We start from the raw sequence: 26,325 nt of genomic DNA on the forward strand, positions 1-26,325 counted from the left end.
CGCTCAGCCGAGCTCGGCTACCAGCTCCTCGACCGAGGTGACCGGCCGCTGGCAGACGAAACCCCGGCAGACGTACGCGGCGGACCGCCCCTCGACCAGCGGACGGTCGGCGAGCAGCGGAACACCCGGCTGGTCCGGACGCCCGGCGACGACCACCGCTCCGGGCGGCGCGTGCCGGCGGGCGGCGGCCACCAGGGGGTCGCCGGCCGGGTCGTCGGTGACCACGGCGATCTCGTACGGCCCGGAGAGCAACGCCTCGCCGACGGTTGCCGCGTACCCGGTGAACCGGGGGTGCTTACCGACGATCGGCGCGACAGTGCCGAGGGCCGCTTCGGCGGCCTCCCGGTAGCGCGTCTCCCCGGTCAGCGCCGAGTACGCCACCAGCCCGGCGATCAACGCCGACCGGCCGGACGGGGTGGCGTTGTCGGTCGGGTCGGCCGGGCGGGCGACCAGCCGCTCCGCGTCGTCGGCGGTGTCGTAGAAGGCGCCACCGGGCGCGGCGAAGTGCGCCAGGGCGGTGTCCAGCAGCTCGCCGGCCACTGTCAGCCAGCGGCCCTCGCCGGTGAGTTGGTGCAGCGCGCAGAAGGCCTCGGCAACACAGCCGTAGTCCTCCAGGACACCGGCCGGCTCGCCGACCTTGCCGTCCCGGGAGACCCGGCGCAGCCGGCCGTCCACCAGGTGTACGGCGGCCAGGTGCTCGGCGGCCTGGCGCATCGCCCCGTCGGCGACGATGGTGACGCCGTCCATCAGGTTGGCGTCCTCATCCTGCGGGGACGCGTACACGGCGGCGACCTGTTGGAACTCGGCGATGGCGGTGATCGCCAGGCCGTTCCAGGCGGCCACCACCTTGTCGTCGAGGGCCGGCTGGGGGCGGGTGTCCCGGGCGGCGAGGAGTCGCCCGACCACCTGCTGCCAGCGGGCGCGCACCTCGGGCGCGGCGTCGTCCACGTCCCGGGCGAGCCGCAGCACGCTCATGCCCTTCTCGAACGTGCCGTCGTCGGTGACGGTGAACAGGTCGGCGGCGAACCGGCCGTCCTCCTCGCCCAACGCCTCCACGAGCTGCGCGGGCGTCCAGGCGTAGGTGAGCCCCTCGACGCCCTCGGTGTCGGCGTCCAGTGCGGACGCGAACCCCTGCCCGGGCCGGTGCAGCTCGTCGGCGAGGAACCGGGCGGTGTCGCGGGCCACCCGGCGGGCCAGCGGGTCGCCGGTGAGTCGCCACAGCTGGGTGTAGAGCCGCAGCAGCAGCGCGTTGTCGTAGAGCATCTTCTCGAAGTGCGGCACCGTCCAGTGCGCGTCCACCGAGTACCTGGCGAAGCCGCCCGCGAGTTGGTCGTAGAGGCCGCCCCGGGCCATCGCCTCGGCCGTGTGCCGGGTGATCTCCAGGCTGCCCGGGTCGCCGGTGCGCTGGTGGTGGCGCAGCAGGAAGAGCAGGTTCATGTGCGGCGGAAACTTCGGGGCGCCACCGAACCCGCCGTTCGTGGCGTCGTACTCGCTGGCCAGCTTCGCGGCCGCCGCGTCGAGCAGCGGGGCGTCCAGCGGCGCGGTGGGGCCGCCCACGGCCTGCGCGCCGCCGATCGCCTCGACCACGGCGGCGCCCTGGCCCAGCACCGCCTCGCGCTGCTCCCGCCAGGCGGTGGCGACCGACTGGAGCAACTGGACGAAGTTGGGTCGGGGGAAGTAGGTGCCGCAGAAGAACGGGGTGCCGTCCGGGGTGGCGAAGACGGTCATCGGCCAACCGCCCTGGCCGGTCATCGCCTGGGTGGCGGTCATGTAGACCGCGTCCACGTCCGGGCGTTCCTCACGATCCACCTTGATCGACACGAAGTTGTCGTTCATCAGGGCGCCGACCTGCTCGTTCTCGAACGACTCGTGCGCCATGACGTGGCACCAGTGGCAGGCCGCGTAGCCCACCGAGATGAGCACCGGAACGTCCCGCCGCTTCGCCTCGGCGAACGCCTCGTCCGACCACTGCCACCAGTCGACCGGGTTGTCGGCGTGCTGGAGCAGGTACGGACTGGTGGCCTCGGCGAGTCGGTTCACCTGACGACCATAGCCAGCCCCGGCGCGGACCGCGCGGGCTCCACCCGGACGGTCAGGACGCGCCGTCGGCGCGGAGCCGGAACACGTTCGACTCCGCCGAGTCGCGCAGCGACCCCAGCACCGCGCCGATCTTGTCCGCCGGCATGGGCTTGAAGAAGTGGTAGCCCTGCGCGGAGGTGCAGCCCAACTCGGCCAGGGCCATTCGCTGCTCGGCGGTCTCCACCCCTTCGGCGACCACCCGCAACCCCAACTCGTGAGCGAGGCCGACGGTCGTCCGGACGATCGCCGCGGCCTCCGGCGAGTCGGCCATCCGGATGACGAAGGAACGGTCCACCTTCAACTCGTCCACAGCGATCCGGGTGAGGAAGGTCAGTGACGAGAATCCGGTGCCGAAGTCGTCAACGGCGAGTTGCACGCCCATCGACCGGAGCGTCGCCAGCACCTCGTCGATGACCTCCAGCTCGCTCATCACCACCGTCTCGGTGATCTCCAGAACGAGCCGGTGCGGCGGCACCTGGTGGCGGCGCAACGCCTCGGCGATCTCCGCCGGCAACCGGGGGTCGAGCAGGCTGCGCGCCGAGAGGTTGACCGAGATCGGCACGTCCAGCCCGTCCCGGGCCCAACCGGCGGCCACGCTGAGCGCCTTGTTCAGCACGTAGCGGGTGAAGGCGCCGAGCTGCTCGCTGTTCTCCACCGGCCGGATGAAGTCGGCCGGGTTCAGCCACCCACGCCTGGGGTGCTGCCAACGGATCAGCGCCTCCACCCCGGTGGGCGCACCCGTGGCCAGGTCGACAGCCGGCTGCAACGCCAGCACCAGCTGATCGTCGACCGTCAACGCCTCACGCAGCTCGGCCAGCAGGGCGAGCTGGTCGGTGCTGGCCGCGTCCCGTGCGCCGTCGTACGCGGCGACGTTGCCCCCGCCCTCCTTGGCCTGGTACATCGCGATGTCGGCCCGACGCAGCAGCTCGGTCAGGTCCGCGGTGCCCGCGGCGGCCACCACCACCCCGACCGAGACCTCGATGGACATCCGTACGCCGGCCACCTCGGTCGGTGCGGCCAGCCGTTCGGCGATCTCGCGGGCCTGACGCAACGCGTGGGCCATCGGGGCGGCCCGATCGCCGAGCACCGGCACCGCCGTGAGCAGCAGGGCGAACTCGTCGCCGCCGAGTCGACCGAGCAGGTCACCGGCGCGGACCAGCGCGTTGAGCCGGTTCGCGGTCAGTCGCAGCAGCTGGTCACCCGCCGCGTGACCGAGGGTGTCGTTGACTTCCTTGAACTGGTTGATGTCCAGCAGCAACAGCGCCACCGGGTGGTCGTGGCCGAGCTGTCGCAGCGACTGGTCGCCCTTGCTCAGCATCGCCGCCCGGTTGGCGAGCCCGGTGAGCGGGTCGTGCACCGCCTCGTACGACGAACGGGCTGTCACCAGCCGCAGCTCGTGGTGGGTAGCGGCGTCGTGCAGAGCGGCGGCGAGGGCGTCGCCGAACGCGGCCACCGCGTCACGTTCCCGGGCCGTGGGTGGGGCCGAGCGGGGGAACCGCACCCGCAGCCGACCGACCGGCGTGGCGCCGACCGACAGCGCCCGGCTCAGCTCGTGCTCGTCCGGCTCCGACTGGTCCGGCGGGCTGGTCTCCCGGTCGACCAGTTGACCGCCGGCGTCGCCCCGGTAGCGGTGCCACCGGCCGTCGGCCCGGGCCACGTCGACGTCCACCAGCTCGGCGTTGAACAGGGTCAGCGCCCCGGTGACCGCCGCGCTGGCCACGCCCCGCTCGTCGAGCTGGTTGAGGGCCGCGGTGGCCTCGGCGAAGGCACGCCAGGTGCGCCGCTCCTGATCGGAGCGCAGCCGGTAACGGTAGGTCTGCTGCAACAGCCACAGCAGCGGCGGTAGCAACAGCAACCAGCGCGGGTCGAGTTCCAGAAGGGCGACCACCACGAGGCCGACCGCCACGTTGCCGACGAACATCAGCAGCTTGCCACGCAGTGCGGCGAGCAGCGGCGGGCCGATCGGCAGCCCGTGCCGCAGACCCAGCGTCACGCCGCCCAGCCAGGCGGTCACCAGGAGGTACGTCACCGAACCGGCGATCACGGCCAGCGCCAGGATCGGGGTGGGTGGCGAGAGCAGGGGCCGCCCGAGCGCGGTGGTCACGGAGACGGCCAGTGCGGACGCGGCGGCCAGCGAAGCGGCGATCCGGACGATCTCCAGGGCCGGACGGCGGTCGCTGTGCAGTGACAACAGCGTCCAGGCCAGCCCGGTGCCGAGCAGCGTGGCGGACGGGAGCCAGCCGGCTGGAGTCAGGTAGAGGCAGACGATCAGGGCCGCCTCGCCCCAGGTGATGCTGACCATGCCGGCGGCCGAGCGGAATCGCAGCCGGGCGAGCTGGGCGAGGGCCAGGACGGCGACGGCGATGCCGAAACGGGCCGAACCGCCGAGGGGGTCGTCGGCCGGCAGCCGGACCGGGAGGGTCAGCCCGACCGCGGCGGCGGCCAGGGCGGTCAGCGTGACGGCGGCGGTGAGCACGAGCACCCGGCCCGGTGTGCCACGCACCCCGAGCCGATCGAACGGGTCGTCGGCCGGACCGGAGGTCATCGACCTCCCCCGTCAGCCGACCGACCGACGTCGCGGTGGGCGGCCGGTGCTGTGCTGGTCATCGGCGCCCCCTCCCGCACACGGCTCGGAGACTTTTGGTCCCCCCGGCGGAAGGCTAAGCCAAACCGGGTGGTCGCAACAGGGGGCGACCACCCGGTTCGGCGTGATTCACGCGCGGACTACCCGTTCAGGTGCTGCTGGTGCCCGTTGGGAGCGGGCGTGGATGAATCACGCCCCCCGGTCCCGTCTGTCGGATCGGCGACTGCCGCATCGGCCCTGCTGGGGTCGGTCGGCCCGGACTGCGTGGGGAAACGGTCCGGCAGACGGCGCAGCCGAGCGTTCATGTTGCGGATCAGCAGGATGGTCGCGGTGGCCAGCAGCAGGATGAGGAACAGGCCCATCGGCCCGGCCAGACCACCCGTGCGGGTGTCCCCGAAGTTGTTCTCCGCGAGCACCTGGGCAGCGGTCAGCATGGCGTTCCTCCGATGTGCGGTTGGTAACCAGGGTAGCCCTGCCGGGAATCAGCGCGCGTGCGCCGTCTCCCGCACCCCGGCGAAGAGGTCGGACTCTGGCAGCGGGCTGTCGACCATCGAGCGCGCCAGCTCGTAATCCTCGGTCGGCCAGGCGCTCCGCTGAAGCTCCATCGGCACGTGGAACCAGAAGCCGTCCGGGTCGACCTGGGTGGCGTGGGCGCGCAGCGCGTCATCGCGGACCGGGAAGTATTCGGCGCACTCGACCCGCGTGGTGATCCGCGGGCCCTTGTCGGGGCGGTCCTCCCACCGCTTGAGCCACTCCTCGTAGGGCGACTCCAGACCGGCGGCCAGCATGCCCTCGTGCAAGGCCATGATCTTGCCCTTGGAGAAGCCGATGTCGTAGTAGAGCTTCAGTGGCTGCCAGGGCGCGCCCAGCTCCGGGTAGCGCTCCGGGTCACCGGCGGCCTCGAACGCGGCCACGCTCACCTTGTGGCACATGATGTGGTCCGGGTGCGGGTAGCCACCCTCCTCGTCGTACGTGGTCACCACGTGCGGACGGAACTCGCGCATCAACCGCACCAGCGGGCCCGCAGCGACCTCGACGTCCTGGAGGGCGAAACAGCCCTCGGGCAGCGGCGGCAGCGGATCACCCTCGGGCAGACCCGAGTCGACGAAGCCCAGCCAGGCCTGGTCGACGCCGAGGATCGCCCGTGCGGCGTCCATCTCGGCCCGCCGGATCTCGCCGATGTTCGCCCACACGTCGGGTCGGTCGAGCTTGGGGTTGAGCACGCTCCCGCGCTCGCCACCGGTGCACGTCACGACCAGGACGTCCACCCCCTGAGCGACATATTTCGCCGTCGTCGCCGCGCCCTTGCTCGACTCGTCGTCCGGGTGCGCGTGCACGGCCATGAGACGCAGTTGCTCTGCCAACTTCGGCGCTCCTCGTCTGTGCCGGACGGTGGACCCGACCGGGCTCGACCGGCTGACCTGCCGGGGTCTTTCCTCACCGCACCCTGTCACCGGCCACCAGCGCCGGGCATGACCTGCCATTCCTGCCGCTGGACCGGGTGGGAGGATGGGGCTCTGTCATTCTTGCCGATGCCGCCGACAACAACGCCAGGAGATACCCGCCGGTGACCGAGACGCACGCCACAATTTCACCAGGCGCGCCGGTATTCCCGGCCGGACGCTACGGCCGCCGTCGGGCACCGGGCGGAAAGCGCCGCCGTACGCTGATGGCCGCGCTGGCGCTGTTCGCGCTCGTCGCGACGCTGACCGTGATCTCGGTACGGCTCTACCGCCAGTACGGCGACCCGGTCTACGACGCCCAGGTGATCACCTACACCGACATCACGGACAAGCAGGTGCTCGTCGACTTTCGGGTGACGGTCCCGTCTGGTGGATCAGCGGTCTGCGTGCTGCGTGCCCGGGACCGTGCCGGCGCCGAGGTCGGCCGCGAAGAAGTCACCGTCACCGCCGACCCCGGGGATCGGCACGTCACGACCCGGCACCGCCTGACGACCACCGCGCGGCCGTTCATCGGTGAGGTGCTGCGCTGCCGAGCACCGTCCTGACCTGCCCAAACAGCACCAGAATCGGGGCTGACGGGGCGTTCACCCCCGGTGTGTGATCCGGACACCGGCGGTGATGGCCGACACGCTGTGTCGTACCGCACTGGTAACTTGGTAGTTCACCTGTCAGCCAGCCACGCACAACTGAGGAGAACGCCTGTGTCCACTGGCAACGAGGCGCCCGCCACCTGGCTGTCCCAGGACGCGTACGACCGCCTCCAGGCCGAGCTCGACGAGCACATCGCCAACCGCCCGGTGATCGCAGCCGAGATCAACGCTCGGCGCGAGGAGGGCGACCTGAAGGAGAACGGCGGCTACCACGCCGCCCGCGAGGAGCAGGGCAAGGCCGAGGGCCGCATCCGCTACCTCCAGGAGCTGCTGCGCACCGCGAAGGTCGGCGCGGCGCCGACGGCGGACGCGGTGTCGCCCGGCATGGTGGTGACGATCTACTTCGACGACGACACGAACGACACCGAGACCTTCCTGCTCGGTTCCCGGGAGATCGCCGCCACCACCGACCTGACCGTCTACAGCCCCGAGTCCGCGCTGGGCAAGGCGATCCTGGGCGGCCGCGCCGGGCAGACCTGCACCTACACGGCCCCCAGCGGCGCCGACATCAAGGTGACAGTGGTCAGCTTCGAGCCGTTCTCCGGCTGACCGTCACCGATCGCGTCACCCGCTTCCGACCGGGTCGACCGACGCCGGCACCCCGCTGCCGACACACTGCGCATCCGAGGCGTGGCACCCACAGGTGTCACGCCTCGGCCGCGAAGACCACCTGGTAGCCGCTGGCCCGCAGGGCGCTGATCAGGGTGTCCGAGTGCTCGACACCACGGGTTTCCACCGACAGCGCCACCTCCACCTCGCCGAGGCTGAGGTGCGGGTTGGCCCGCTGGTGTTCCACGTCCACCACGTTGGCCCGGTGCTCGGCAATCTGGCTGAGCAGCGACGCGAGCTGCCCCGGCCGGTCCGAACAGCGCACTGTCACCCGCAGGTAGCGGCCCGCCGCGGCCAACCCGTGCTCGATCACCCGCATCATCAGCAGCGGGTCGATGTTGCCGCCGGAGAGCACCGCGACCACCGGCGTCTCCACCTCGACCACACCGGCCAGCAGCGCGGCCACACCGACCGCACCGGCCGGCTCGACCACCTGCTTGCCCCGCTCCAGCAGCATCAGCAGGGCCCGGGAGATGTCCTCCTCGGAGACCGTGACGATCTCGTCGACCAGCTTGCGCACGTGGTTGAAGGTGATCTCGCCCGGCCGGCCGACCGCGATGCCGTCGGCGATGGTGGAGAAGATGGGCAGCCGGACCGGTTCCCCGGCCACCAGTGAGGGCGGGAACGCCGCCGCTCCGGCCGCCTGCACGCCGATGATCCGGACGTCCGGACGCAACGCCTTGGCGGCCACCGCCATGCCCGAGATCAGACCGCCGCCACCCACCCCGGTGATGATCGTCTTCACCTCTGGGCACTGTTCGAGAATCTCCAACGCCACAGTGCCCTGCCCGGCGATCACATCAGGATGGTCGAACGGGTGGATCAGCACCGCGCCGGTGCGCTCGGCGTACGTGTGCGCCGCGACCAGCGACTCGTCGACCGTGTTCCCGGCCAACTCGACCTGCGCGCCGTACCCCTTCGTGGCGGCCACCTTCGGCAGCGGCGCGTTGACCGGCATGAAGACGGTGGCGTGCGTGCCGACCAGGCCGGCGGCGAGAGCCACGCCCTGCGCGTGGTTGCCCGCGCTCGCCGCGACCACCCCACGCTCCCGCTCCGCGGCCGACAACCGGGAGATCCGCACGTATGCGCCCCGCACCTTGTACGAGCCGGCGCGCTGCACGTTCTCGCACTTGAGCCACGTCGGCCCGCCCAGCGCCGCGCTGAGCGGCCGGGAGGGCTCCAGCGGGGTGGTGCGGGTGACGCCAGCGAGCAACTCCCGTGCGGCCCGCACGTCGTCGAGACCGACCAGTTCCGTCATGCCCCGATCGTGCCATTCGCCCCCGGGGCACCCTGCGGCGACACCGGTGCGAGGCGTGCGGGAGACGATCACGCGGTGGCCGTCGACCCCGTCTCGACGCGGGGATAACCGGGGGCGTGGCGCGTCCACGGGGCGGCCATCTCGAACTGCCCGGCCACACCGAGCAGCAGCAGCTCCGAGCCGGGCGGACCGACCAGCTGCACGGCGACCGGCAGACCGTCGGGGCGGCGTCCGACCGGCACGACGACCGCCGGCAGGCCGGCGATGTTCCAGGGTGCGGCGTACGGGGCGTACCGGATGTTGGCTGTCATGTTCGCCCGCCAGGACCGCTCCGACCAGCGGGCCGCCTCCGGTGGCGCGCTGGCCAGCGCCGGGGTGAGGAGCAGGTCGACCGAGTGGTCGGTGAAGAAGTCGACCGACCGTTGCCGCCAGGCCGCCCGGTCCGCCTCCCGCACGTAGCCGCGACGCTGCGCCCACTCGCCGAGCGCGACGTGTCGCCGGGTACGCCGTTGCAGCCCACGCCGGTCCAGACCGGAGGCCCGGACGTCGGTTGCGGCAGCGGCGAACCAGGTGGCGATGCCCTGCAGGCCGAGCGCGGTCGGGTAGACCGGATCGGCCGGCACGGTGTCGTGCCCGGCGGCGGCGAGGAGCCGACCGGCGGCGGCGACCGCGTCCCGGTTGGGCGCGTCCGGTGCGACACCGCGCACCGGGGAGCGCAGCGAGACACCCACCCGCAGCCGCTGCGGGGGGACCAGCTTCTCGGGACGCCGGCCGGCGAGCACCGAGAAGCCGACCGCCGCGTCGGCAACCGTGCTGGTCAACATGCCGTGCTCGGTGAGGCCGAACCAGTCGTCCGCCCCGAGCTGGCAGGGGACCACGCCCCGACCCGGCTTGAGCCCGACGAGGCCGCAGCAGGCCGCCGGAATCCGGATCGAGCCGAGACCGTCGTTCGCGTGCGCCATCGGCACCAGCCCGGCCGCGACCGCTGCGGCGGCACCACCGGAGGACCCACCGGGGGTACGCGTGCTGTCCCACGGGTTACGGGTCACCGCGCTGTCGTCGTCGGTGAGCGCCCACAGCCCCAGCTCCGGCATTCGGGTCACGCCGAGGATCACCGCCCCGGCGCCGCGCAGCCGACGCACCACCTCGTGGTCGGCCTCCGACACGTCGGTGCGGGCGGCGGCCGACCCGTTCCAGGTGGGCAGGCCGGCGACCGGGGTGTTCTCCTTGACCGCCACCGGAACCCCGGCCAGCGGCAGGTTGGCCAGGTCCTCCTGCTCATCGACCTTCTCCGCCTCGGTGATCGCCTCACCGCCGCGAACGGCACGGAACGCTGCCAGCTCACGGTCGGCTCGGGAGATGTACTCAAGGTGGTCGGCGACGACCTGGGTCGCCGAGACGTCACCTCGACGTACGCCCCGGGCGATCTGCTTGGCGGTCGCTCCGACCCAGGTCGCCATGATGTCCTGCACGGCCATCCTTCCCCAGCGGTCAGCCCAGCGCCTGCTCCAGATCGGCGAGTAGGTCGTCGACCGTCTCGATGCCGACAGACAGTCGCACGAGATCGCCGGGAACTTCAAGCGGCGAGCCGGCAGCACTTGCGTGTGTCATCCGACCCGGGTGCTCGATCAGGGATTCCACACCACCCAGCGACTCGGCGAGCACGAAGAGCTTGGCCCGGTTGCAGATCTCGACGGCGTGGTCCTCACCACCGGCGGCGCGGAACGAGATCATGCCGCCGAACCGGCGCATCTGCTTGGCGGCCACCTCGTGACCGGGGTGCGAGGGCAGCCCCGGATAGAGCACCTGGGCGACCTTGGCGTGACCGTCGAGGTACGCGGCGAGCCGCTCGGCGTTGTCGCAGTGCCGATCCATGCGTACCCCGAGGGTCTTGATGCCGCGCAGGGTGAGCCAGGCGTCGAACGGGCCGTTGATCGCGCCCATCGCGTTCTGGTGGTAGCGCAACTCCTCGCCGAGCCCGGCGTCGGCGACGACGAGGGCGCCACCGACCACGTCGGAGTGCCCGCCGACGTACTTGGTGGTCGAGTGCACCACCACGTCCGCGCCGAAGGCGATCGGCTGCTGGAGGTACGGCGAGGCGAAGGTGTTGTCCACCACCAGCAGGGCGCCCGCGTCATGTGCCACGGCGGCCAGGGCGGCGATGTCGGCGATGCCGAGCAGCGGATTGGTCGGCGTCTCCACCCAGACGATCTTCGTGCGGCCGGGCTGCACCGCCGCCCGGACCGCGTCCGGGTCGGAGACCTTGGCCGGGCTGAACTCCAGGCCCCAACGCTGCGCGACCCGGGCGAAGAGCCGGTACGTGCCGCCGTACGCGTCGTCCGGGATCACCACGTGGTCACCGGGCTGGCACACGGCCCGCAGCAGGGTGTCCTCCGCCGCGAGGCCACTGGCGAAGGCGAGACCGACCGGCCCGCCCTCCAACGCCGCCAGGCACTCCTGGAGCGCGTCACGGGTCGGGTTGCCGGAGCGGCTGTACTCGTAGCCGAGGCGAGGTGCGCCGACGGCGTCCTGGGCGTACGTGCTGGTCTGGTAGATCGGTGGTATCACCGCGCCGGTGCGGGCCTCGGGGTCCTGACCGGCGTGGATGGCGAGCGTCTCGAAGCCGTGACTCATTCTGGTGAGGCTAGTGCCCCGTCCCGAGGGCTGGAACGGAACCCGCGCTCCCAGTGGGGGCCGGACCTTCCGGCCCGGCCCCCACGTGCCAGCCAGGGCCCGACGGTCGGTCAGCCGGCCGGTACGGGCAGGACGTGCAGGGTGGCCTGGTTCCGCCCGGTCCAGTCGTAGGAGAGCGCGTAGAGCCGTGCACCGTTCGGCGACCAGGCCAGCCCACCCGGGGTCAGCTCACCGCCTCCCAGCACGAAGCGGGTCAGTTCGGTTCCGTCCGGCTGATAGACGAACAGGTACGACGTGTCCGCCGCGGCGGCGATCCTGGTGCCGTCGCGGGACGGCTCGACGGCGGTCGGGTAGGCGCCGGTGGGGAAGATCGCCGAGGGGGTGGTGATGTCGGCGAACGGGAACGCCTGCACCACGTACGGGGCGCCGGCCGCGGTGTAGAGGGTGGTGCCGGTCGGGTCGAGGGCGATGTCCTGCAGGTTGCTGCCGATCACCGTCCACTCGTTGACCCGCAGCAGGGTGAGCGCTCCCCCGGCTCCGAGCGCGTACGCGTAGACCGACGCCGGGCTCAACGACACCTGCCCGGCCAGCAGCACCGATCGGTTCTGGCTGGCGGCGGCCAGCAGCGGAGCGCCGTAGAAGTCCTGGGTGGTGGCCATCCCCGTCGTCACCCGGGCCGGCTGGCGCCCCAGGTCGATCTGGCCGATGTTGCCGCCCCACTGGTCACAGCCGTAGCCGAACCACAGGTACCGGCCGGTCAACGCCAGCGACGACGGGCACTCGCCCGCGCCGGTGTCGTACCGGGCCGACTCGACCAGCGAGCCGGTGTCGAAGGCGGCGATGGCGTTGGCGGTCGGCAGCGCCACGTAGAGGGTCCGCCGGTCGGCGCTGAGCAGCAGGTCGGTGGGGCCGGGCAGGCCCGACAGCGTGCCGATCACAGTGCCTGTCGCGCTGGTCACCACGACATCGGTGGCGGACCTGCCACCGCTGACGAAGACCCGGTCACCGGCCGACACCACGTCGGCCACCGTGTTCAGCGGCAGTGGGGTGGCGGTCTGCGCGGCGGCCGCCTGGGCGTGACCCGGGACCGCGCCGGTGAGCAGCCCGGCGGTCAGCGCCGCCAGCGCCAGGGTGAGACCTCTTCTGGTCTGCAAGCTTCGTCCTCTCAGAGCATCGACGCGGACGCCGACGGCCGGGATCGTCCCGCGCTCATTCATTCACGTAGATGACTACCACAGCCGGTTCAGGCGTGGGGGGCGCCGTGACCCGCGAGGCCGCCGGCATAGCCTGGCCCGATGAGCGGTTGCGTGTTCTGCGGGATCGTGACGGGCGAGGTGCCGGCGTTCCGGGTGGCCGACACCCCGGACGGGGTGGCGTTCCTGGACACCCGGCCGGTGTTCAAGGGGCATGTTCTGGTGGTGCCCCGGCCGCACCTGGTGACCCTGGCGGAGTTGCCGGCCGACCTGCTGCCCGCCTACTTCGCCATGGTTCAGCGGCTGGCGGTGGCGGTGGAGACCGCCCTCGGCGCCGGTGGGACGTTCGTGGCGATGAACAACAAGGTGTCCCAATCGGTGCCCCACCTGCACACCCACGTGGTCCCGCGTACCAAGGGCGACGGGTTGCGGGGCTTCTTCTGGCCGCGCACGAGGTACGACGACGACACCGAGGCCCAGACGTACGCGGACCGGATCGCGGCAGCACTGCCCGGCGGGGCCTGACTGACGGTCACGCGGGTAAGGAAGCTGGACCCTCCGGTGTTACACGCTGGGAGAGGTACGAGAGGAGATCCCCACCGTGTTTTTGCGCCGTATGAACGCCGATATGGTCTCGCCCGACCAGGCCCTGCCGGGCCGTCCGATCGCCATGCCGGTCGCCGACCGCCACGAGGTGCTGGGCACCCCGTTGCAGGGCCCGTTCCCTGAGGGCCTCCAGGTCGCGGTCTTCGGCATGGGCTGTTTCTGGGGTGCCGAACGGCTGTTCTGGACGCTTCCCGGCGTCTACACCACCTCCGCCGGCTACGCGGGTGGCATCACCAAGAACCCGACGTACGAGGAGACGTGTTCCGGCCGGACCGGGCACGCCGAGGTCGTCCAGGTGGTGTACGACCCCAGCAAGATCAACTATGAGGATCTGCTGAAGGTCTTCTGGGAGAACCACGACCCGACCCAGGGCATGCGCCAGGGCAACGACGTGGGCACCCAGTACCGCTCGGCGATCTACACGACCACCGACGAGCAGCGGACCACAGCGGAGTCGTCCCGCGACGCGTTCCAGCCGATCGTGACGCGGGCCGGCAAGGGTGCGATCACCACTGAGATCGCCCCGCTCGGCAGCTACTACTTCGCCGAGGACTACCACCAGCAGTACCTCGCGCCGACCAAGAACCCGAACGGGTACTGCAACCACGGCCCGAACGGGCTGAGCTGCCCGGTCGGCGTGGCCCGAGTCGGCGGCTGACCACCATCGCGTCAACTGACAAGGCCACTGGGCCTCGAACCCAGTGGCCTTGTTCGGTTTGGGCTCATTCCGGTGGCCTGGTGACCCACCCGACGGCTGCCCCCGCTCGCCCTGGAATGCCCATCAGCGTGGCGCGTCAGGGCCGGTCGCGTACGCGCACGGAGACGAGCATCTGCGACCCGCCGCGTCTTCCACGATGAGCGCCGAGTCGTCGGCGTCAAGCCAGTAGCGCTGCCCCGGCTGGACAAGCACTGGCCGCCGCAGAACCAGCGGCGCACCGCCGCCGGGTCTCACCTCGGTAATGAGCGTCAGCCGCTCTGCGCGCGTCCCGCCTGCCATCGGGCAACGATAGTCCGGGCCGCTCCGGCCGGCCGGGATGAGGGGCGGGATGCATCGTCGGACGTCCGCCACGGCCCAAGCCGGCGGCTGGTCGGCAGCGGCCCGGGGCGGTGGCCTGCTACGTGTCGGCGACGTATACGCCCGACCCCCGGACGCCGACCACGATCCCCCGCGCTTTCAACCCCTCAACCGCGCGTGCCACAGTGCGCCGGGCCGAGCCGTATTCATCGGCCAGCGCGTCGTACGTCGGGAGGCGCTGCCCGCGCGGGAACTCGCCAGCGCCGATGCGCCGCAACAGATCAGCCTCGATCTCATGCGCGGTGTGAGGTATCGGCACGCACACAGACTGCGCCTTCCCACAGCAGGGACTACTTACACCCATTGCACTACTGGCACTACTGGCACTACTGTCGAATCTGCGTGGCGGGTGGTGGATCTGGGATCGGTGCCCGTCGCTGCACCCAAGGGGGCGTCCGCCGGTCTCGCCGATCATGCGGGCGCCCCTCGTACGGCAGGGAGTAGAAGTGTTCAGTGCGCGGGCAGAGGGCAATCAGCCGGTTCGGGTGCCACTTGAGCTAGAAGTATCGACATGGAGCATCGTCGTCGCCGGCCGGGTCGCGTGCGGCAAATGCTGGCGGCCGCTACGAGTAGACACAGCCACGACACCAGGCGAGATTGCCGAAGTCGTCGGTGACCACCAGGAACGCTGCGCTCGGACGCCTCTGCGACCGGCACCGTAGCTCGGGCCGGGCCGCCTGGGCTCTCAGCGGCTGCGGCGCCGCCCGTGACAGCCAGGCGGGTGGAATTCCGCGCAGGCGTGTTGACTCGTCCTCGGTCAGAACTCGCACCGGTAGCACCTGCCTGATCGCCGCCATGAGCGCTCCGCTGAGCTGGCTGGGCATTCCCGTTCGGCCCTGTGATCGAAATCCGTTGCCGAGCCCGACGAGAACTCGATAACGTGGCCGTACACGTGAAAGGAGGTGGTCCAGACTTGTATAGCAATCGGACTCGTGAGGTGGCTGTCAGCTAGCCGCTGTCCTCGACAGTGATCGGTCTGCCGCGAGGCGGGCAAAAGCACCATCGTCGAGACCGTGTGGCAGCGGTGCGGCGAATCCACGACAGCCACCCGACCCCCGGGGTGCCGGCCAAGTCCAGCCGGCCCGCGCACATGCGCGGAGCGCCCCGGGGGTCGCTCCATATCCGCGGGAGTGGCGATGTCCATGCGCGAGCTGGTGGTGCTGGGGACGGCCAGCCAGGCGCCGACCCGTCAGCGCAACCACAACGGGTACGTGTTGCGGTGGGACGACGAGGTGATCCTCTTCGACCCGGGTGAGGGCAGCCAGCGCCAGCTCCTGCACACCACCGTCACCGCCACCGACCTGACCCGGATCTGCGTCACCCACTTCCACGGCGACCACTGCCTGGGCCTGCCCGGCACCATCCAGCGGCTCTCCCTGGACCGGGTGGCCCACCCGGTCGCTGTGCACTTTCCCGCCGGCGGCGCCGAATACTTCGCCCGACTGCGGTACGCCACCTCGTTCTACGAGACCGCCGAGCTGCGGGTCGAGCCCATCGAGGCGGACGGGCAGCGGATCGCCCTGCGCTGCGGCACGCTGGAGGCCCGCCGGCTCCGGCACCCCATCGAGACGTACGGTTACCGGCTGGTCGAGCCGGACGGGCACCGGATGCTGCCGGAGAAGCTGGCCGCGTACGGCATCGCCGGGCCGGCCGTCGGCGAGCTGATCCGCGTCGGGCACCTGGACGTCGACGGACGCCGCGTCACCCGGGCCGACGTGGGCGTGCCCCGGCCGGGGCAGCGGTTCGCGTTCGTGATGGACACCGGCCTCTGCGACGAGGTGTACGCCCTCGCCGAGCACGCCGACCTGCTGGTCATCGAGTCGACGTTCCTGGAGTCGGAGGCCGCGCTCGCCGCCGAGGTCGGCCACCTGACCGCGGCGCAGGCCGCCCGGGTGGCGACCGAGTCCGGGGTACGCCGGCTCGTGCTCACCCACTTCTCCCAGCGCTATCCCGACCCACGCCGGTTCCACGACGAGGCGCGCGCGCACTTCGACGGCGAACTGATCATCGCCGAGGATCTGACCACGGTGCAGGTTCCGCCCCGCCGGGTAGCCTCGGCCGGGTGACCGTCACGCTCCGCCCCGCGACCGAAGGCGACCTGATGGCGGTGGGTGCCCTGCACCAGCGCTCCCGGGTCGCCGCGTACTCCGCCTTCGTGCCGGCCGAGGCACTGGCCGACCCGACACCGGAGGCGATGGGGCGGTACTGGGTCGAGCGGTGGATCTGGGAGCGGGACACCCACCGGATGACAGTGGCCGAGCGGGCCGGGACGCTGGTCGGGTTCAGCCACCTGGGCCCGGACGACGAGGACGACCCCGCCACCGGGCTGCTCAACGCGATCCACCTCGACCCTGCCGAGCAGGGCCGCGGCGTCGGCCGCACCCTGATGGTGGACGCCCTGGACGCCATGCGGGCGCAGGGCTGGCGGCGCGCGGTGCTCTGGGTGCTGCGGGACAACGCCCACGCCCGTTCCTTCTACGAACGCGGCGGCTGGACCCCCACCGGCGCCGAGCGCGCGGAACACATAGGCAACGCCCTCACGCCCCAGATCCGCTACACCCGCCCCCTCTAACCCACCCCGCCCTCGCACCCCACCCAACCCGCGCCGATCTTGCACTCCCTGTCGGGACAAAACCTGACAAGAGCCGCGTTCGGCCGACAGTAGGTGCAAGATCGGCGGGGCGGGGGCGGGGTCCGGGGGTTAGTGGGCTCCCAGGTGGGACAGGAGGTCTTGGCGGGTCAGGACGCCCTTGGGCTTGCCGTCGACCAGGACCAGCGCGGCGTCGGACTTCTCCAACATGCCCACCGCCTCGCTCACCGGCTGACCACCGCCGATCATCGGCAGCGGGTCGCCCATGTGCCGCTCGATCGTGTCGTGCAGGTGGGCCTGGCCGGTGAACAGCGCGTCGAGCAGGTCCCGTTCGGCGATCGAGCCGGCGACCTCACCGGTCACCACGGGCGGCTCGGCCTTGAGCACCGGCAGCTGCGAGACGCCGTACTCGCGCATGTAGTCGATCGCGTCGCGGACGGTCTCGGTCGGGTGCACGTGCACCAGTTCGGGCAGCCCGCCCGGCTTGCTGGCCAGCGCGTCGGCCACCGTCGGCTCTGCACCCGAGTTGTCGAGGAAGCCGTACCGGGCCATCCACGAGTCGTTGAAGATCTTGGAGAGGTAGCCGCGACCGCCGTCGGGCAGCAGCACCACCACCACGTCGTCCGGGCCGGCCCGGCGGGCGACCTCCAGGGCGGCGACCACCGCCATGCCGCAGGAACCGCCGACCAGCAGCCCTTCCTCGCGGGCCAGTCGCCGGGTCATCTCGAAGGACGCCTTGTCGGAGACCTCCACGATCTCGTCGGCGACACCCCGGTCGTACGTCTCCGGCCAGAAGTCCTCGCCGACGCCCTCCACCAGGTACGGACGGCCGGTGCCGCCGGAGTAGACCGAGCCCTCCGGGTCGGCCCCGATGACGCGCACCCGACCCTCGGACGCCTCCTTGAGGTAGCGGCCGATGCCGGAGATGGTGCCGCCGGTGCCGACGCCGGTCACGAAGTGGGTGAGTTCGCCGTCGGTCTGCTTCCACAGCTCCGGACCGGTCGTCTCGTAGTGCGAGCGCGGGTTGGCCGGGTTGCTGTACTGGTTGGGCTTCCAGGCGCCGGGGATCTCCCGGGTCAGCCGGTCCGAGACGTTGTAGTAGGAGCGCGGGTCCTCCGGCGCGACGGCGGTCGGGCAGACCACCACCTCGGCGCCGTACGCCCGGAGCACGTCCTGCTTGTCCTGACTGACCTTGTCGGGGCAGACGAAGACGCACTTGTAGCCCTTGAGCTGGGCCACCAGGGCCAACCCGACACCGGTGTTGCCGCTGGTCGGCTCGACGATGGTGCCACCGGGCTTGAGCAGGCCGGCGGCCTCGGCGTCCTCCACCATCCGCAGCGCGATCCGGTCCTTCACCGAGCCGCCTGGGTTGACGTACTCCACCTTGGCCAGCACTGTGGCCTGGATGCCCTCGGTGACGTTACGCAGACGCACCAGCGGGGTGTTTCCGATCATGTCGACGACGTTGTCGTAGTACTGCACGGTGTGCCCTTCGTTGCGGCGCCGGCGGTGGGCGACCGGGAAGACGATTGCTCACCGCCAGCGTACGTGTCGTCAGGGCACCAACCCCCCGGGGATGACCGAGCTGCGGCGGGCCTCCCACTCAAGGAACCGGTCGGTCTCGGCGAGCACGCTGCCAGCCAACCAGGTGACCATCACCGCGTCGTCGGCCAGCCCGAAGATCGCCAGCGGGATCTCCGGGAGCAGGTCGATCGGCGAGACGATGTACGCCGTCGCCGCGGTCATCAGGGCCAGCCGAAGGCCGCCGTCGTACTCCCCCTTGGTGGTGGCCCTGATCATCCGGGGCAGCGCTGCCAACCGCGTGCCGATCGACGGCCCGTTGCGCGCCCCGGCCGCCAGGGCCCGCGCCAGGGCCGTGAACGCCGCGCTGCGCTTCAGTGTCTTACCCATCGTCGCGCTCCTCTCCGCCGGATCAGCGTGGCGGGTCGGCGCAAGTCGGCCGGCCTCTGGAACCCAGGTACCCCGTCGCGTCGGTTTCCAGGCACCCGGGTGCCGTCACGACGACAGCGGTGTGTCGGGCCAGCGCGATAATGTCGAGATATGGGGGTGGCAGGTTTCGTCGTACCCGATGAGCGCTGGCGGCAGGCCAGGCGCGTCGCCCTGCTGGCGGCCATCGGGACGGGCGCCACAGCGGCGGCCGTGGTGGCGACCGGCGGGGTGCTGGTCGGCCAGGCCCGCCAGGCGCGACGGACCATCCCGATGGCCGAGGCGCCGCCGCCCCGCTGCGACGGAATGTACGGCGCGAAGTTCCCCGGCCCGGCGCTGACCATGGTCGTGCTCGGTGACTCGTCGGCGGCCGGCTACGGGGTGCACCGCCGTCGGGAGACCCCCGGGGCGCTGCTCGCCACCGGCCTGTCCCGTCGACTGCACCGGCCGGTGCAGCTGCACCGCTTCGCGGTGGTCGGCGCCATCTCGGCGGCGCTGCGCCACCAGGTGGAGGCGGCGCTGGAGTGCCGACCCGACATCGCGGTGATCCTCATCGGCGGCAACGACATCACCAATCGCACCCCGCGCGGCCTGGCGGTGCGCTACCTGGTCGAGGCGGTGCACACCCTGCGTGACGCGGGGTGCGAGGTGGTCGTCGGCACCTGCCCCGACCTGGGCGCGATCCGCCCGATCCAGCCGCCTCTGCGCTGGCTGGCGCACCGCTGGAGCCGCCAGCTCGCGGCCGCCCAGACGGTGGCCGTGGTCGAGGCGGGCGGGTGGACGGTCTCCCTCGGTGATCTGCTCGGCCCCCGGTTCGTGGCCGAGCCGACCCGGATGTTCGCCTGGGACCGGTTCCATCCTTCCGCCGAGGGGTACGCGATGGCCGCCGCCGCGCTCCTGCCGACGATGCTCTCCGCCCTCGGCGCGACCCCGGAAAGACGGGCCACACCGACGCTCGGGGACGGCGTACGGTCCCTGCCGAGGGCCGCGCAGGAGGCGGCCCGACACGCCGGCACGGAGGTCAGCGGCGTCCAGGTGCGAGGCCGCGATCGGGGGCCGGCCGGCCGGTGGGCGCAGCTGCGCCGACGGGCGTTCTTCGGTGTCGGCGCGGTGCCGCAGCACGGGTCCGCCTCGGACACCTCGACAGTGGAGGGACTGGCATGAACGAGCGCAGCGCGCGGAGCGTGACCTCCGGCGTCGCCGGCCGACTGGGTCGGGCGGCGGCGATCTCGCTGTTCGCCGGCACTGTCGGGGGCGCCGCCGTCCTCGCAGGTGAGGCGTTCATCGCCCGGCACCGACGCTACGCCGAACCGGAGCTCGGCCTTGCCCTGCGCGCCACGATCGGCCGGGCGGGCGCTGCCCCGCTGCGGCTGGTGTTGCTGGGCGACTCGTCGGCACTGGGCGTCGGTGTCGACCGTCTGGAGGACACCATCGGCGGGCAGTTGGCCAACCTGCTCGCCGAGGGCCCGGCCGGCCGCCGGGTGCACCTGTCCAGCGTCGGCGTCTCCGGGTCCCGCTCGACGGACCTCGCCACCCAGGTGGCCCGGGCCCTGCTCGGCGAGCGGCCCGACGTGGCGTTGATCCTGATCGGCGCGAACGACGCCACCGGGCTGCGCCGGCCCTCCGACGCGGCGGCCTATCTCGGCGCTGCGGTGCACCGCCTGCGCGAGGCGCGTGTCGAGGTGGTGGTGGGCACCTGCCCCGACCTCGGGGCCGTGCGTGCCATCGCGCCTCCGCTGCGCCAGGTGGTCGGCTGGTCCGGGCGTCGGGTGGCCCGCGCGCAGACCACTGCCGTGCTGGAGGCGGGCGGCTCGGTGGTCGACCTGGCCACCGAGACCGGGCCGGTGTTCCGGGCCGATGCCGGGACGCTCTGCCAGGACGGCTTCCACCCCTCCGCCGACGGCTACCGGGTGTGGGCGCATGCGCTGCTGCCCGCCATCGTCGCCGCGGCGGCGGCCACGACCCGGCGCTAGATCGCCCCGGCCAGGGTGACATTTCCCGCCGCGTCCGCTTCTTCCGCGCGATGTTACCGGCGGGTTAACGTTGGTCCATGCCGATTGAGTCGTCCCGCGACGCCGTCATCGTCGCCACCGCCCGCTCCCCCATCGGCCGGGCGCACAAGGGTTCACTGCGCGACGTCCGCTCCGACGACCTCGCCGCGACCATCGTCCAGGCCGCGCTGGACAAGATCCCCGCGCTCGATCCGACCACGATCGACGACCTCTACCTCGGGTGCGGCCTGCCCGGCGGCGAGCAGGGCTTCAACATGGCCCGGGTGGTGTCCACGCTCCTCGGTCTGGACACTGTCCCCGGTGCCACCCTGACCCGCTACTGCGCCTCCTCGTTGCAAACCACCCGGATGGCGATGCACGCCATCCGGGCCGGCGAGGGCGACGTGTTCGTCTCCGCCGGGGTGGAGATGGTTTCCCGCTACGCCCGGGGCAGCTCCGACGGGCTGCCGCCCGAGGCGCAGGCCCTGGTCGGCGGCCGCTGGGAGAACCCCCGCTTCGGGACGGCGGCTGAGCGCTCGAAGCGCCGCGCGCAGGGCGACGCCGAGGTGTGGACCGACCCGCGTGAGGCCGGCGAACTGCCCGACATCTACCTGTCCATGGGGCAGACCGCGGAGAACCTGGCCCAGGTGTACGACGTCAGCCGCGCCGACATGGACGAGTTCGGCGTACGCAGCCAGAACCTCGCCGAGAAGGCCATCACCGACGGTTTCTGGGCCCGGGAGATCACCCCGGTCACCACGCCGGACGGCACAGTGGTGAGCACCGACGACGGGCCCCGGGCCGGCGTCACCCTCGACGCGGTCGGCGGCCTGAAGCCGGTGTTCCGCCCGGACGGTCGGATCACCGCCGGCAACTGCTGCCCCCTCAACGACGGCGCCGCCGCAGTGGTGGTGATGAGCGCCCAGCGGGCCGAGGAACTCGGGCTCACCCCGCTGGCCCGGATCGTCTCGACCGGCGTGACAGGCCTGTCGCCGGAGATCATGGGTCTCGGGCCGGTCGAGGCGTCCCGGCAGGCGCTGCGCCGAGCCGGCATGACCATCGACGACGTCGACCTCGTCGAGATCAACGAGGCGTTCGCCGCGCAGGTCATCCCCTCCTACCGCGAGCTGGGCATCCCGGAGGAGAAGCTGAACGTGATGGGCGGGGCCATCGCGGTCGGCCACCCGTTCGGCATGACCGGTGCCCGGATCACCGGCACCCTGCTCAACTCACTCGAGTGGCACGACAAGACCATCGGTCTGGAGACCATGTGCGTGGGCGGTGGTCAGGGCATGGCAATGGTGCTCGAACGGCTCAGCTGAGCCGAGCTGCCCTCAGAGTGCGCTGCGGGTCGCCGTCACCTCGGCGGCGGCCCGGGCCAGCGCCTCGGGCCCCGGGTGGGCGGCCAGCAGGTCCGCCGTGACCACCCGCAACTGATCGGGTAGGGCCAGGTCGTTGTCGAGCCGGGGCACCACCCGACGGGGCTCCCCCTCGGCGTCGGCGGCCAGGTTGGCGACCTCCTGCACCAGGCGGTGCACCAGGTCGGCGCGGGACACGTTGCCGGCGGTCGCGGCCGCCGCCCACCGGGGCTGCTGCCAGTGCGCGATCTGACGGACCAGCAACTGCACGGCCTTGTCCAACTCCGCTGCGCTCATCGCCGCCGAGTCTACGGCCGACACCGGCCGCGTCCGGATCGGGCCGGTCAGCGGCGCAGGTAACTGAGCAGCCGCAGCAACTGCCAGTAGAGGAATACCAACCCGGTGAGCAGGCCGAACGCGCTCAGCCACGCGTACCGACGGGCTCGGCCGTCCCGCACCGAACGCTCGACGAGATCGAAGTCGAGAATGAAGCTGAACGCCCCGGCGATGATGGCCACCACCGAGAAGGCGTACGGCAGCCAGCCGACCTGCCCGCTGACGCTGTAGACCGCCAGGCCCGACCGCCCGGTGATCAGGTACGACACCAGGTTGACCACGCTGAGCACGGCGATGCCGAGCAGGGTGCCGATCACCAGGCGGGCCAGGCGGGGCGTCGCCCGGATCACCCGGGCCCGGTAGAGCGCCGCCATGCCGAGGAAGACGCCGAAGGTACCCGCCACCGCCTGCACCACGATGCCCGGATAGACCTGCTCGAAGGTGCGGCTCGCCACCCCCAGCAGCAGCCCTTGGAGGATGGCGTAGCCGACGATCGGCACCGGGTTGGTGATCCTCCGCAACGAGATGACCAGGACCAGCGCGATCGAGGCGAGCGCGCTGCCGGCCAGCGCTGCGCCCAGCCACACCGCGTCGGGGATCACCGCCCAGGACACCGCCGCGGCCGCGCCGGTCACCAGCAGCAACCCGACGGTACGGACCACCACGTCGTCGACGGTCATCGGCTCGACGTCACGGGCGCCGAGCACCCGGGCCTCCACCCGGCCGGTTTCGTCCAGCCGGTTGAGCACCGGGTTGTTGCTGCGCACCGCCGCCTCCTTAGCCCGCGTACTCCCCGAAGTCACTCTGCCCCGGGCGGACCGGCGGCGGCGGGCAAACGGCGCGGACGACGGCGCCCGCCCTCACCGGAGTGGGGGCGGGCGCCGGTCGGCAGTGCTGACGAGGTCAGTCGTCGCCCTGGAAGTAGCTCAGCAGGCGCAGGATCTCGATGTAGAGCCAGACCAGGCTGACCAGGATGCCGAACGCGGCCACCCAGGAGTAACGCTGGGGCAGGCCCATCCGGACGCCGTCCTCGATCTCCTTGAAGCTGAGCACGAAGCTCAGCGAGGCGACCACGATGCAGACCAGGCTGAAGCCGATGGCGAGCGGGCTGCCGTCGCGCAGACCGGTGTTGACGCCGAACAGCGCCAGCACCAGGTTGATCATCATGACCGCGAAGAGGCCGACCATCACGGCGATCATGCCCTTGACGAAGGCCGGGGTGGCCCGGATGACCTTCGCCCGGTAGAGCATCGCCATCAGGAAGAAGATGCCGAAGCTGGCTGCGGCGGCCTGGAGCACGATGCCGTCGTAGGCCGTCTCGAACGCCTTGCTGACCATGCCGACGAAAACACCCTCGACGACCGCGTACGCGATCACGAGCGCCGGGTTGGCCATCCGGGAGAACGAAATGATCAAGCCGAGCACCAGGCCGACGACCGCCGCGCCGATCCAGGCGGTACCGACCAGCGCGTCGGGAACGAGCACCCAGGCGGCCGCGGCGGTGATGCCGAGAATGCCGAGCAGAGCGACCGTCTTGACGACCACGTCGTCGACGGTCATCGGCGCCACAGTGGGTGGCGCGGCCGGGTAGTCGGCCTGGGACGGGTACTGCTGGGGAATGCCGGGCTGTCCGTACGGCCCGGCCGGGGCGTACCCGGCGGAGCGCTCCCGCTCGGCCGCTTGGCCGAGCCGGGCGAGCACCGGGTTCGAGGTCTTCACTGTCTGGCCTCCCTCAGGGGGTCGTTTGCACGTGAACGTGCCCTCCAAGAGTAAACGGCAGAGCCAAGTCCTGGAGATCACGAATGAGAATGTGTGAGTCGACCGGTGCCCGGGGCGGGGGTCGAACCCGCACGCCTTTCGGCAGCCGCTTTTAAGGCGGCCGTGTCTGCCTTTCCACCACCCGGGCGAGTGGCACCGGCGCGCCGACACGCCTGGTGCAGTGTCACCGTAGCCGGTCTACGGCGACCCGGCGTACCCCGCCGGCCTGGCCACATTAGGGTCGATGCCGTGAGCAGCGCAGCCCCCACGGCCCCCGACGCCGCCCCTGAGCAGGCATTCCGCCTCGCCGATCGGGCCAACCGCCGACCCCGGGCCACCCGGCTGCTGGCCGCCGTCCGCCGCCACCGGGCGGATCTGCTGGCCGCTCTGCTCTTCGCGGCGCTGGCCGGCTGGCTCACCCACGGGCTGTGGCCCGACCCGAGCGGGCGCATCCTGGCACTCAACCCGGCGGACCAGACCCTCTACGAGTGGTTCCTGGCGGTGGACGCCCGCGCGCTGCTCGGCGACTTCGACCTGCTCACCGACCGGCTCAACGCTCCCGACGGTGTGAACCTGATGGCCAACACCACTGTGATCGCCCTCGGCGTCCTCTTCGCGCCGGTCACCCTGCTGCTGGGCGCGCCGGTCACCTTCGCGCTGCTCGCCGCCGGCAACCTCGCCGGCACCGCACTCGCCTGGTACCTGCTGTTCCACCGGACGCTGCGCGTCCGCCGGCTGGCCGCCGCACTCGGCGGCGGGCTGTGCGGATTCGGACCCGGCATGGTGTCGCAGACCAACAGCCACCTGCACATGACCGCCCAGTGGCTGGTGCCGGTGATCGTCTGGCTGGTGGTCCGGCTGCTGCGGGCGGCCGACCCGGGGCCCGGCACCCCCGACGAAGCCGGCCGTACCCGGACCACCGGGCCGGACCGTCGGCGACTGTTCACCTCTGCCGCGGGGCTGGCCGGCGCGGTCAGCGCGCAGGTCTTCATCGGCGAGGAGGTGCTCTTCCTCGCCGCGATCACGCTGCTGGCGATGGCGATCAGCTACGCCGTGGCGGACCGGGACCTGGCCCGCCGGGCACTTCCCGGGTTCGTCGGCGGGTTGGCGATCGCCGCCGGGCTCGCCCTGCTGGTGCTCGGCTATCCGCTGTGGTTCCAGTTCGCCGGGCCGCAGGGAGTCGCCGACGGGATGTTCACCCCTGCCTACTTCTCCGCCGACCTGAGCAGCTGGTGGGCGCTCTCCCCACTGTCGGTTGCCGGCAGCGGCGAGTCCGCCCGGCTGACCACCGGGCCCGCCGAGTACAACACGTTCCTCGGCTGGCCACTGCTGCTGGTCGCCGCGGTCTGCGCGATCTGGGCCGGGCGACGCCGGCTGGTCTTCGCCTGCGTCGTGGCGGGCCTGGTGATGGGGGCGCTCTCGCTCGGCCCGGAGGTGGTGCTCGGCGGCACCAGGACGGCGGTCCCCGGCCCGTACGCCCTGATCGGAGGGCTGCCGGTGGTGGACGGGGCGTTGCCGATGCGGTTCGCGCTGGCGTTGCTGCCGATCGTCGCCACGCTGCTGGTGCTCGCGGTCGACCGGGCCCTGCGCAGCTCCGGCCGGGCGCGGCGGCTGGTGCCGCTGGCCGTCGGCGCGGCGCTGCTACCGATCTTCCCGACCCCCCTGCCGACCGCCGGACGACCCGCAGTGCCGGAATTCATCACCGGCGGCCACTGGCGGCAGTGCGTACCGCCGGGCGGAGTGCTGGTCCCGGTGCCACTGCCCACCCCGAAGGAGCCCTGGCCGATGCGCTGGGCGACCGCCGCCGACGCGGGTTTCGGGCTGCCGGAAGGCTTCTTCATCGGCCCGTACGGGAGGGGCGGCAGCGCGGCGATGGGCACCTTCAAGCAGCCCACCTCCGCACTACTGGCGGATGTCGCCCGCCGCGGTGACCAGCCGGCCATCGGTGACGAGCAGCGCCGCCAGGCCGTCCGCGACGCGGACTTCTGGGGCGCCTCCTGTCTGGCGCTCACCGACGAAACCCCCCACGCGGACGCCCTGCGAGCAACCCTGGAGCAGCTCTACGGCCCGCCCACCCGCATCGCCGACGCCTGGACGTGGCGGGTCTAGACCAGCCAAGGGAGGTTGGTTAAGCGGCTGATGGGTGGGCGTTTGCCGGTGGCGGTGTGGGGCCTGTGATGGTTGTACTCGTGTA

The 26,325-nt window shown here is 71.9% G+C and carries 23 protein-coding genes, 1 tRNA gene and 1 pseudogene; 10 read left to right on the top strand and 15 right to left on the bottom strand.

What is annotated here, in order from left to right:
• Positions 1-3 precede the first annotated feature (3 nt).
• The 4 genes from ACLQ3F_RS23075 to mca all read right to left on the bottom strand — a co-directional run bounded on the left by ACLQ3F_RS23075 (position 4) and on the right by mca (position 6,027).
• Positions 4-2,040: a thioredoxin domain-containing protein gene (locus ACLQ3F_RS23075; protein ID WP_425851335.1), complete on the bottom strand. Its 2,037-nt coding sequence runs from the start codon at positions 2,038-2,040 to the stop codon at positions 4-6.
• A 52-nt stretch (positions 2,041-2,092) separates the two neighbouring features.
• A complete protein-coding gene (locus tag ACLQ3F_RS23080; protein WP_425851337.1) occupies positions 2,093-4,624 on the bottom strand; it encodes a putative bifunctional diguanylate cyclase/phosphodiesterase in 2,532 nt (843 codons plus the stop codon).
• 179 nt (positions 4,625-4,803) lie between these two features.
• The gene (locus ACLQ3F_RS23085) at positions 4,804-5,097 is read right to left on the bottom strand and encodes a hypothetical protein (protein WP_357196773.1); all 294 of its coding nucleotides are present in this window, start codon (positions 5,095-5,097) and stop codon (positions 4,804-4,806) included.
• A gap of 48 nt (positions 5,098-5,145) precedes the next feature.
• The gene (gene mca / locus ACLQ3F_RS23090; protein ID WP_396790694.1) at positions 5,146-6,027 is read right to left on the bottom strand and encodes a mycothiol conjugate amidase Mca; all 882 of its coding nucleotides are present in this window, start codon (positions 6,025-6,027) and stop codon (positions 5,146-5,148) included.
• 203 nt (positions 6,028-6,230) lie between these two features.
• On the opposite strand from mca, the gene ACLQ3F_RS23095 reads away from it, so the two are divergent.
• Entirely contained in the window at positions 6,231-6,671 is a 441-nt protein-coding gene (locus ACLQ3F_RS23095; protein WP_357196770.1) for a DUF4307 domain-containing protein, read from the top strand.
• A gap of 156 nt (positions 6,672-6,827) precedes the next feature.
• The gene (gene greA, locus ACLQ3F_RS23100; RefSeq protein ID WP_357196766.1) at positions 6,828-7,325 is read left to right on the top strand and encodes a transcription elongation factor GreA; all 498 of its coding nucleotides are present in this window, start codon (positions 6,828-6,830) and stop codon (positions 7,323-7,325) included.
• 97 nt (positions 7,326-7,422) lie between these two features.
• Here greA and ilvA read toward each other — a convergent pair whose 3' ends face one another.
• From ilvA to ACLQ3F_RS23120, 4 genes are all read right to left on the bottom strand, one after another.
• Positions 7,423-8,643: a threonine ammonia-lyase gene (gene ilvA / locus ACLQ3F_RS23105; RefSeq protein ID WP_357196763.1), complete on the bottom strand. Its 1,221-nt coding sequence runs from the start codon at positions 8,641-8,643 to the stop codon at positions 7,423-7,425.
• A 68-nt stretch (positions 8,644-8,711) separates the two neighbouring features.
• Positions 8,712-10,121, bottom strand: a complete 1,410-nt coding sequence (locus ACLQ3F_RS23110; RefSeq protein WP_425851340.1) for an amidase — start codon at positions 10,119-10,121, stop codon at positions 8,712-8,714.
• Between the two features lie 13 nt (positions 10,122-10,134).
• Positions 10,135-11,277: a cystathionine gamma-synthase gene (locus tag ACLQ3F_RS23115; protein WP_355005630.1), complete on the bottom strand. Its 1,143-nt coding sequence runs from the start codon at positions 11,275-11,277 to the stop codon at positions 10,135-10,137.
• Positions 11,278-11,387: 110 nt separating this feature from the next.
• Positions 11,388-12,431, bottom strand: a complete 1,044-nt coding sequence (locus ACLQ3F_RS23120) for a YncE family protein (RefSeq protein WP_425851342.1) — start codon at positions 12,429-12,431, stop codon at positions 11,388-11,390.
• Positions 12,432-12,572: 141 nt separating this feature from the next.
• Between ACLQ3F_RS23120 and ACLQ3F_RS23125 the strand changes: the two genes are divergently transcribed.
• The gene (locus tag ACLQ3F_RS23125; protein ID WP_357196754.1) at positions 12,573-12,995 is read left to right on the top strand and encodes an HIT family protein; all 423 of its coding nucleotides are present in this window, start codon (positions 12,573-12,575) and stop codon (positions 12,993-12,995) included.
• Positions 12,996-13,071: 76 nt separating this feature from the next.
• Entirely contained in the window at positions 13,072-13,734 is a 663-nt protein-coding gene (gene msrA / locus ACLQ3F_RS23130; RefSeq protein ID WP_425851344.1) for a peptide-methionine (S)-S-oxide reductase MsrA, read from the top strand.
• A 457-nt stretch (positions 13,735-14,191) separates the two neighbouring features.
• Here the strand turns inward: msrA and ACLQ3F_RS23135 are convergent, their stop codons facing one another.
• A complete protein-coding gene (locus ACLQ3F_RS23135) occupies positions 14,192-14,410 on the bottom strand; it encodes a GntR family transcriptional regulator (protein WP_354941244.1) in 219 nt (72 codons plus the stop codon).
• Positions 14,411-15,287: 877 nt separating this feature from the next.
• Between ACLQ3F_RS23135 and ACLQ3F_RS23140 the strand changes: the two genes are divergently transcribed.
• Positions 15,288-16,217 (top strand): ribonuclease Z, encoded by a 930-nt coding sequence (locus ACLQ3F_RS23140; RefSeq protein ID WP_425851346.1) that lies wholly within the window; start codon positions 15,288-15,290, stop codon positions 16,215-16,217.
• On the top strand, positions 16,214-16,723 hold the full coding sequence (locus ACLQ3F_RS23145) for a GNAT family N-acetyltransferase (protein WP_357207324.1): 510 nt from the start codon (positions 16,214-16,216) through the stop codon (positions 16,721-16,723). The genes ACLQ3F_RS23140 and ACLQ3F_RS23145 overlap by 4 nt, the downstream gene beginning before the upstream one ends.
• Positions 16,724-16,852: 129 nt before the next feature.
• On the opposite strand, the gene ACLQ3F_RS23150 is transcribed toward ACLQ3F_RS23145, so the two are convergent.
• A complete protein-coding gene (locus tag ACLQ3F_RS23150) occupies positions 16,853-18,223 on the bottom strand; it encodes a cystathionine beta-synthase (protein ID WP_355005636.1) in 1,371 nt (456 codons plus the stop codon).
• A gap of 72 nt (positions 18,224-18,295) precedes the next feature.
• On the bottom strand, positions 18,296-18,652 hold the full coding sequence (locus ACLQ3F_RS23155) for a YkvA family protein (RefSeq protein WP_112582466.1): 357 nt from the start codon (positions 18,650-18,652) through the stop codon (positions 18,296-18,298).
• A 150-nt stretch (positions 18,653-18,802) separates the two neighbouring features.
• On the opposite strand from ACLQ3F_RS23155, the pseudogene ACLQ3F_RS23160 reads away from it, so the two are divergent.
• The 3 genes and pseudogenes from ACLQ3F_RS23160 to ACLQ3F_RS23170 form a co-directional block, all read left to right on the top strand.
• Positions 18,803-19,863: pseudogene (locus ACLQ3F_RS23160) on the top strand (SGNH/GDSL hydrolase family protein); the annotation flags it as partial.
• The gene (locus ACLQ3F_RS23165; RefSeq protein WP_355005638.1) at positions 19,849-20,661 is read left to right on the top strand and encodes an SGNH/GDSL hydrolase family protein; all 813 of its coding nucleotides are present in this window, start codon (positions 19,849-19,851) and stop codon (positions 20,659-20,661) included. The pseudogene ACLQ3F_RS23160 and the gene ACLQ3F_RS23165, both read left to right, overlap by 15 nt.
• Positions 20,662-20,738: 77 nt before the next feature.
• Complete coding sequence (locus tag ACLQ3F_RS23170; RefSeq protein WP_357264594.1) at positions 20,739-22,001, top strand: acetyl-CoA C-acetyltransferase; 1,263 nt, start codon at positions 20,739-20,741, stop codon at positions 21,999-22,001.
• Between the two features lie 12 nt (positions 22,002-22,013).
• Here the strand turns inward: ACLQ3F_RS23170 and ACLQ3F_RS23175 are convergent, their stop codons facing one another.
• The 4 genes from ACLQ3F_RS23175 to ACLQ3F_RS23190 form a co-directional block, all read right to left on the bottom strand.
• Positions 22,014-22,334 carry a hypothetical protein gene (locus tag ACLQ3F_RS23175; RefSeq protein WP_357207335.1) on the bottom strand — a complete coding sequence of 107 codons (321 nt, stop codon included), beginning with the start codon at positions 22,332-22,334 and terminating at the stop codon, positions 22,014-22,016.
• Positions 22,335-22,381: 47 nt separating this feature from the next.
• A complete protein-coding gene (locus tag ACLQ3F_RS23180) occupies positions 22,382-23,140 on the bottom strand; it encodes a Bax inhibitor-1/YccA family protein (RefSeq protein WP_355005641.1) in 759 nt (252 codons plus the stop codon).
• Positions 23,141-23,276: 136 nt separating this feature from the next.
• Entirely contained in the window at positions 23,277-24,092 is an 816-nt protein-coding gene (locus ACLQ3F_RS23185) for a Bax inhibitor-1/YccA family protein (RefSeq protein WP_238679755.1), read from the bottom strand.
• A gap of 106 nt (positions 24,093-24,198) precedes the next feature.
• A tRNA-Leu gene (locus tag ACLQ3F_RS23190) sits at positions 24,199-24,279 on the bottom strand.
• Positions 24,280-24,380: 101 nt separating this feature from the next.
• Here ACLQ3F_RS23190 and ACLQ3F_RS23195 point away from each other — a divergent pair.
• Positions 24,381-26,240 carry a hypothetical protein gene (locus tag ACLQ3F_RS23195; RefSeq protein ID WP_425851350.1) on the top strand — a complete coding sequence of 620 codons (1,860 nt, stop codon included), beginning with the start codon at positions 24,381-24,383 and terminating at the stop codon, positions 26,238-26,240.
• Positions 26,241-26,325: the final 85 nt, after the last annotated feature.

The organism is Micromonospora sp. DT15 (assembly GCF_049841475.1).
Taxonomy (GTDB): domain Bacteria; phylum Actinomycetota; class Actinomycetes; order Mycobacteriales; family Micromonosporaceae; genus Micromonospora.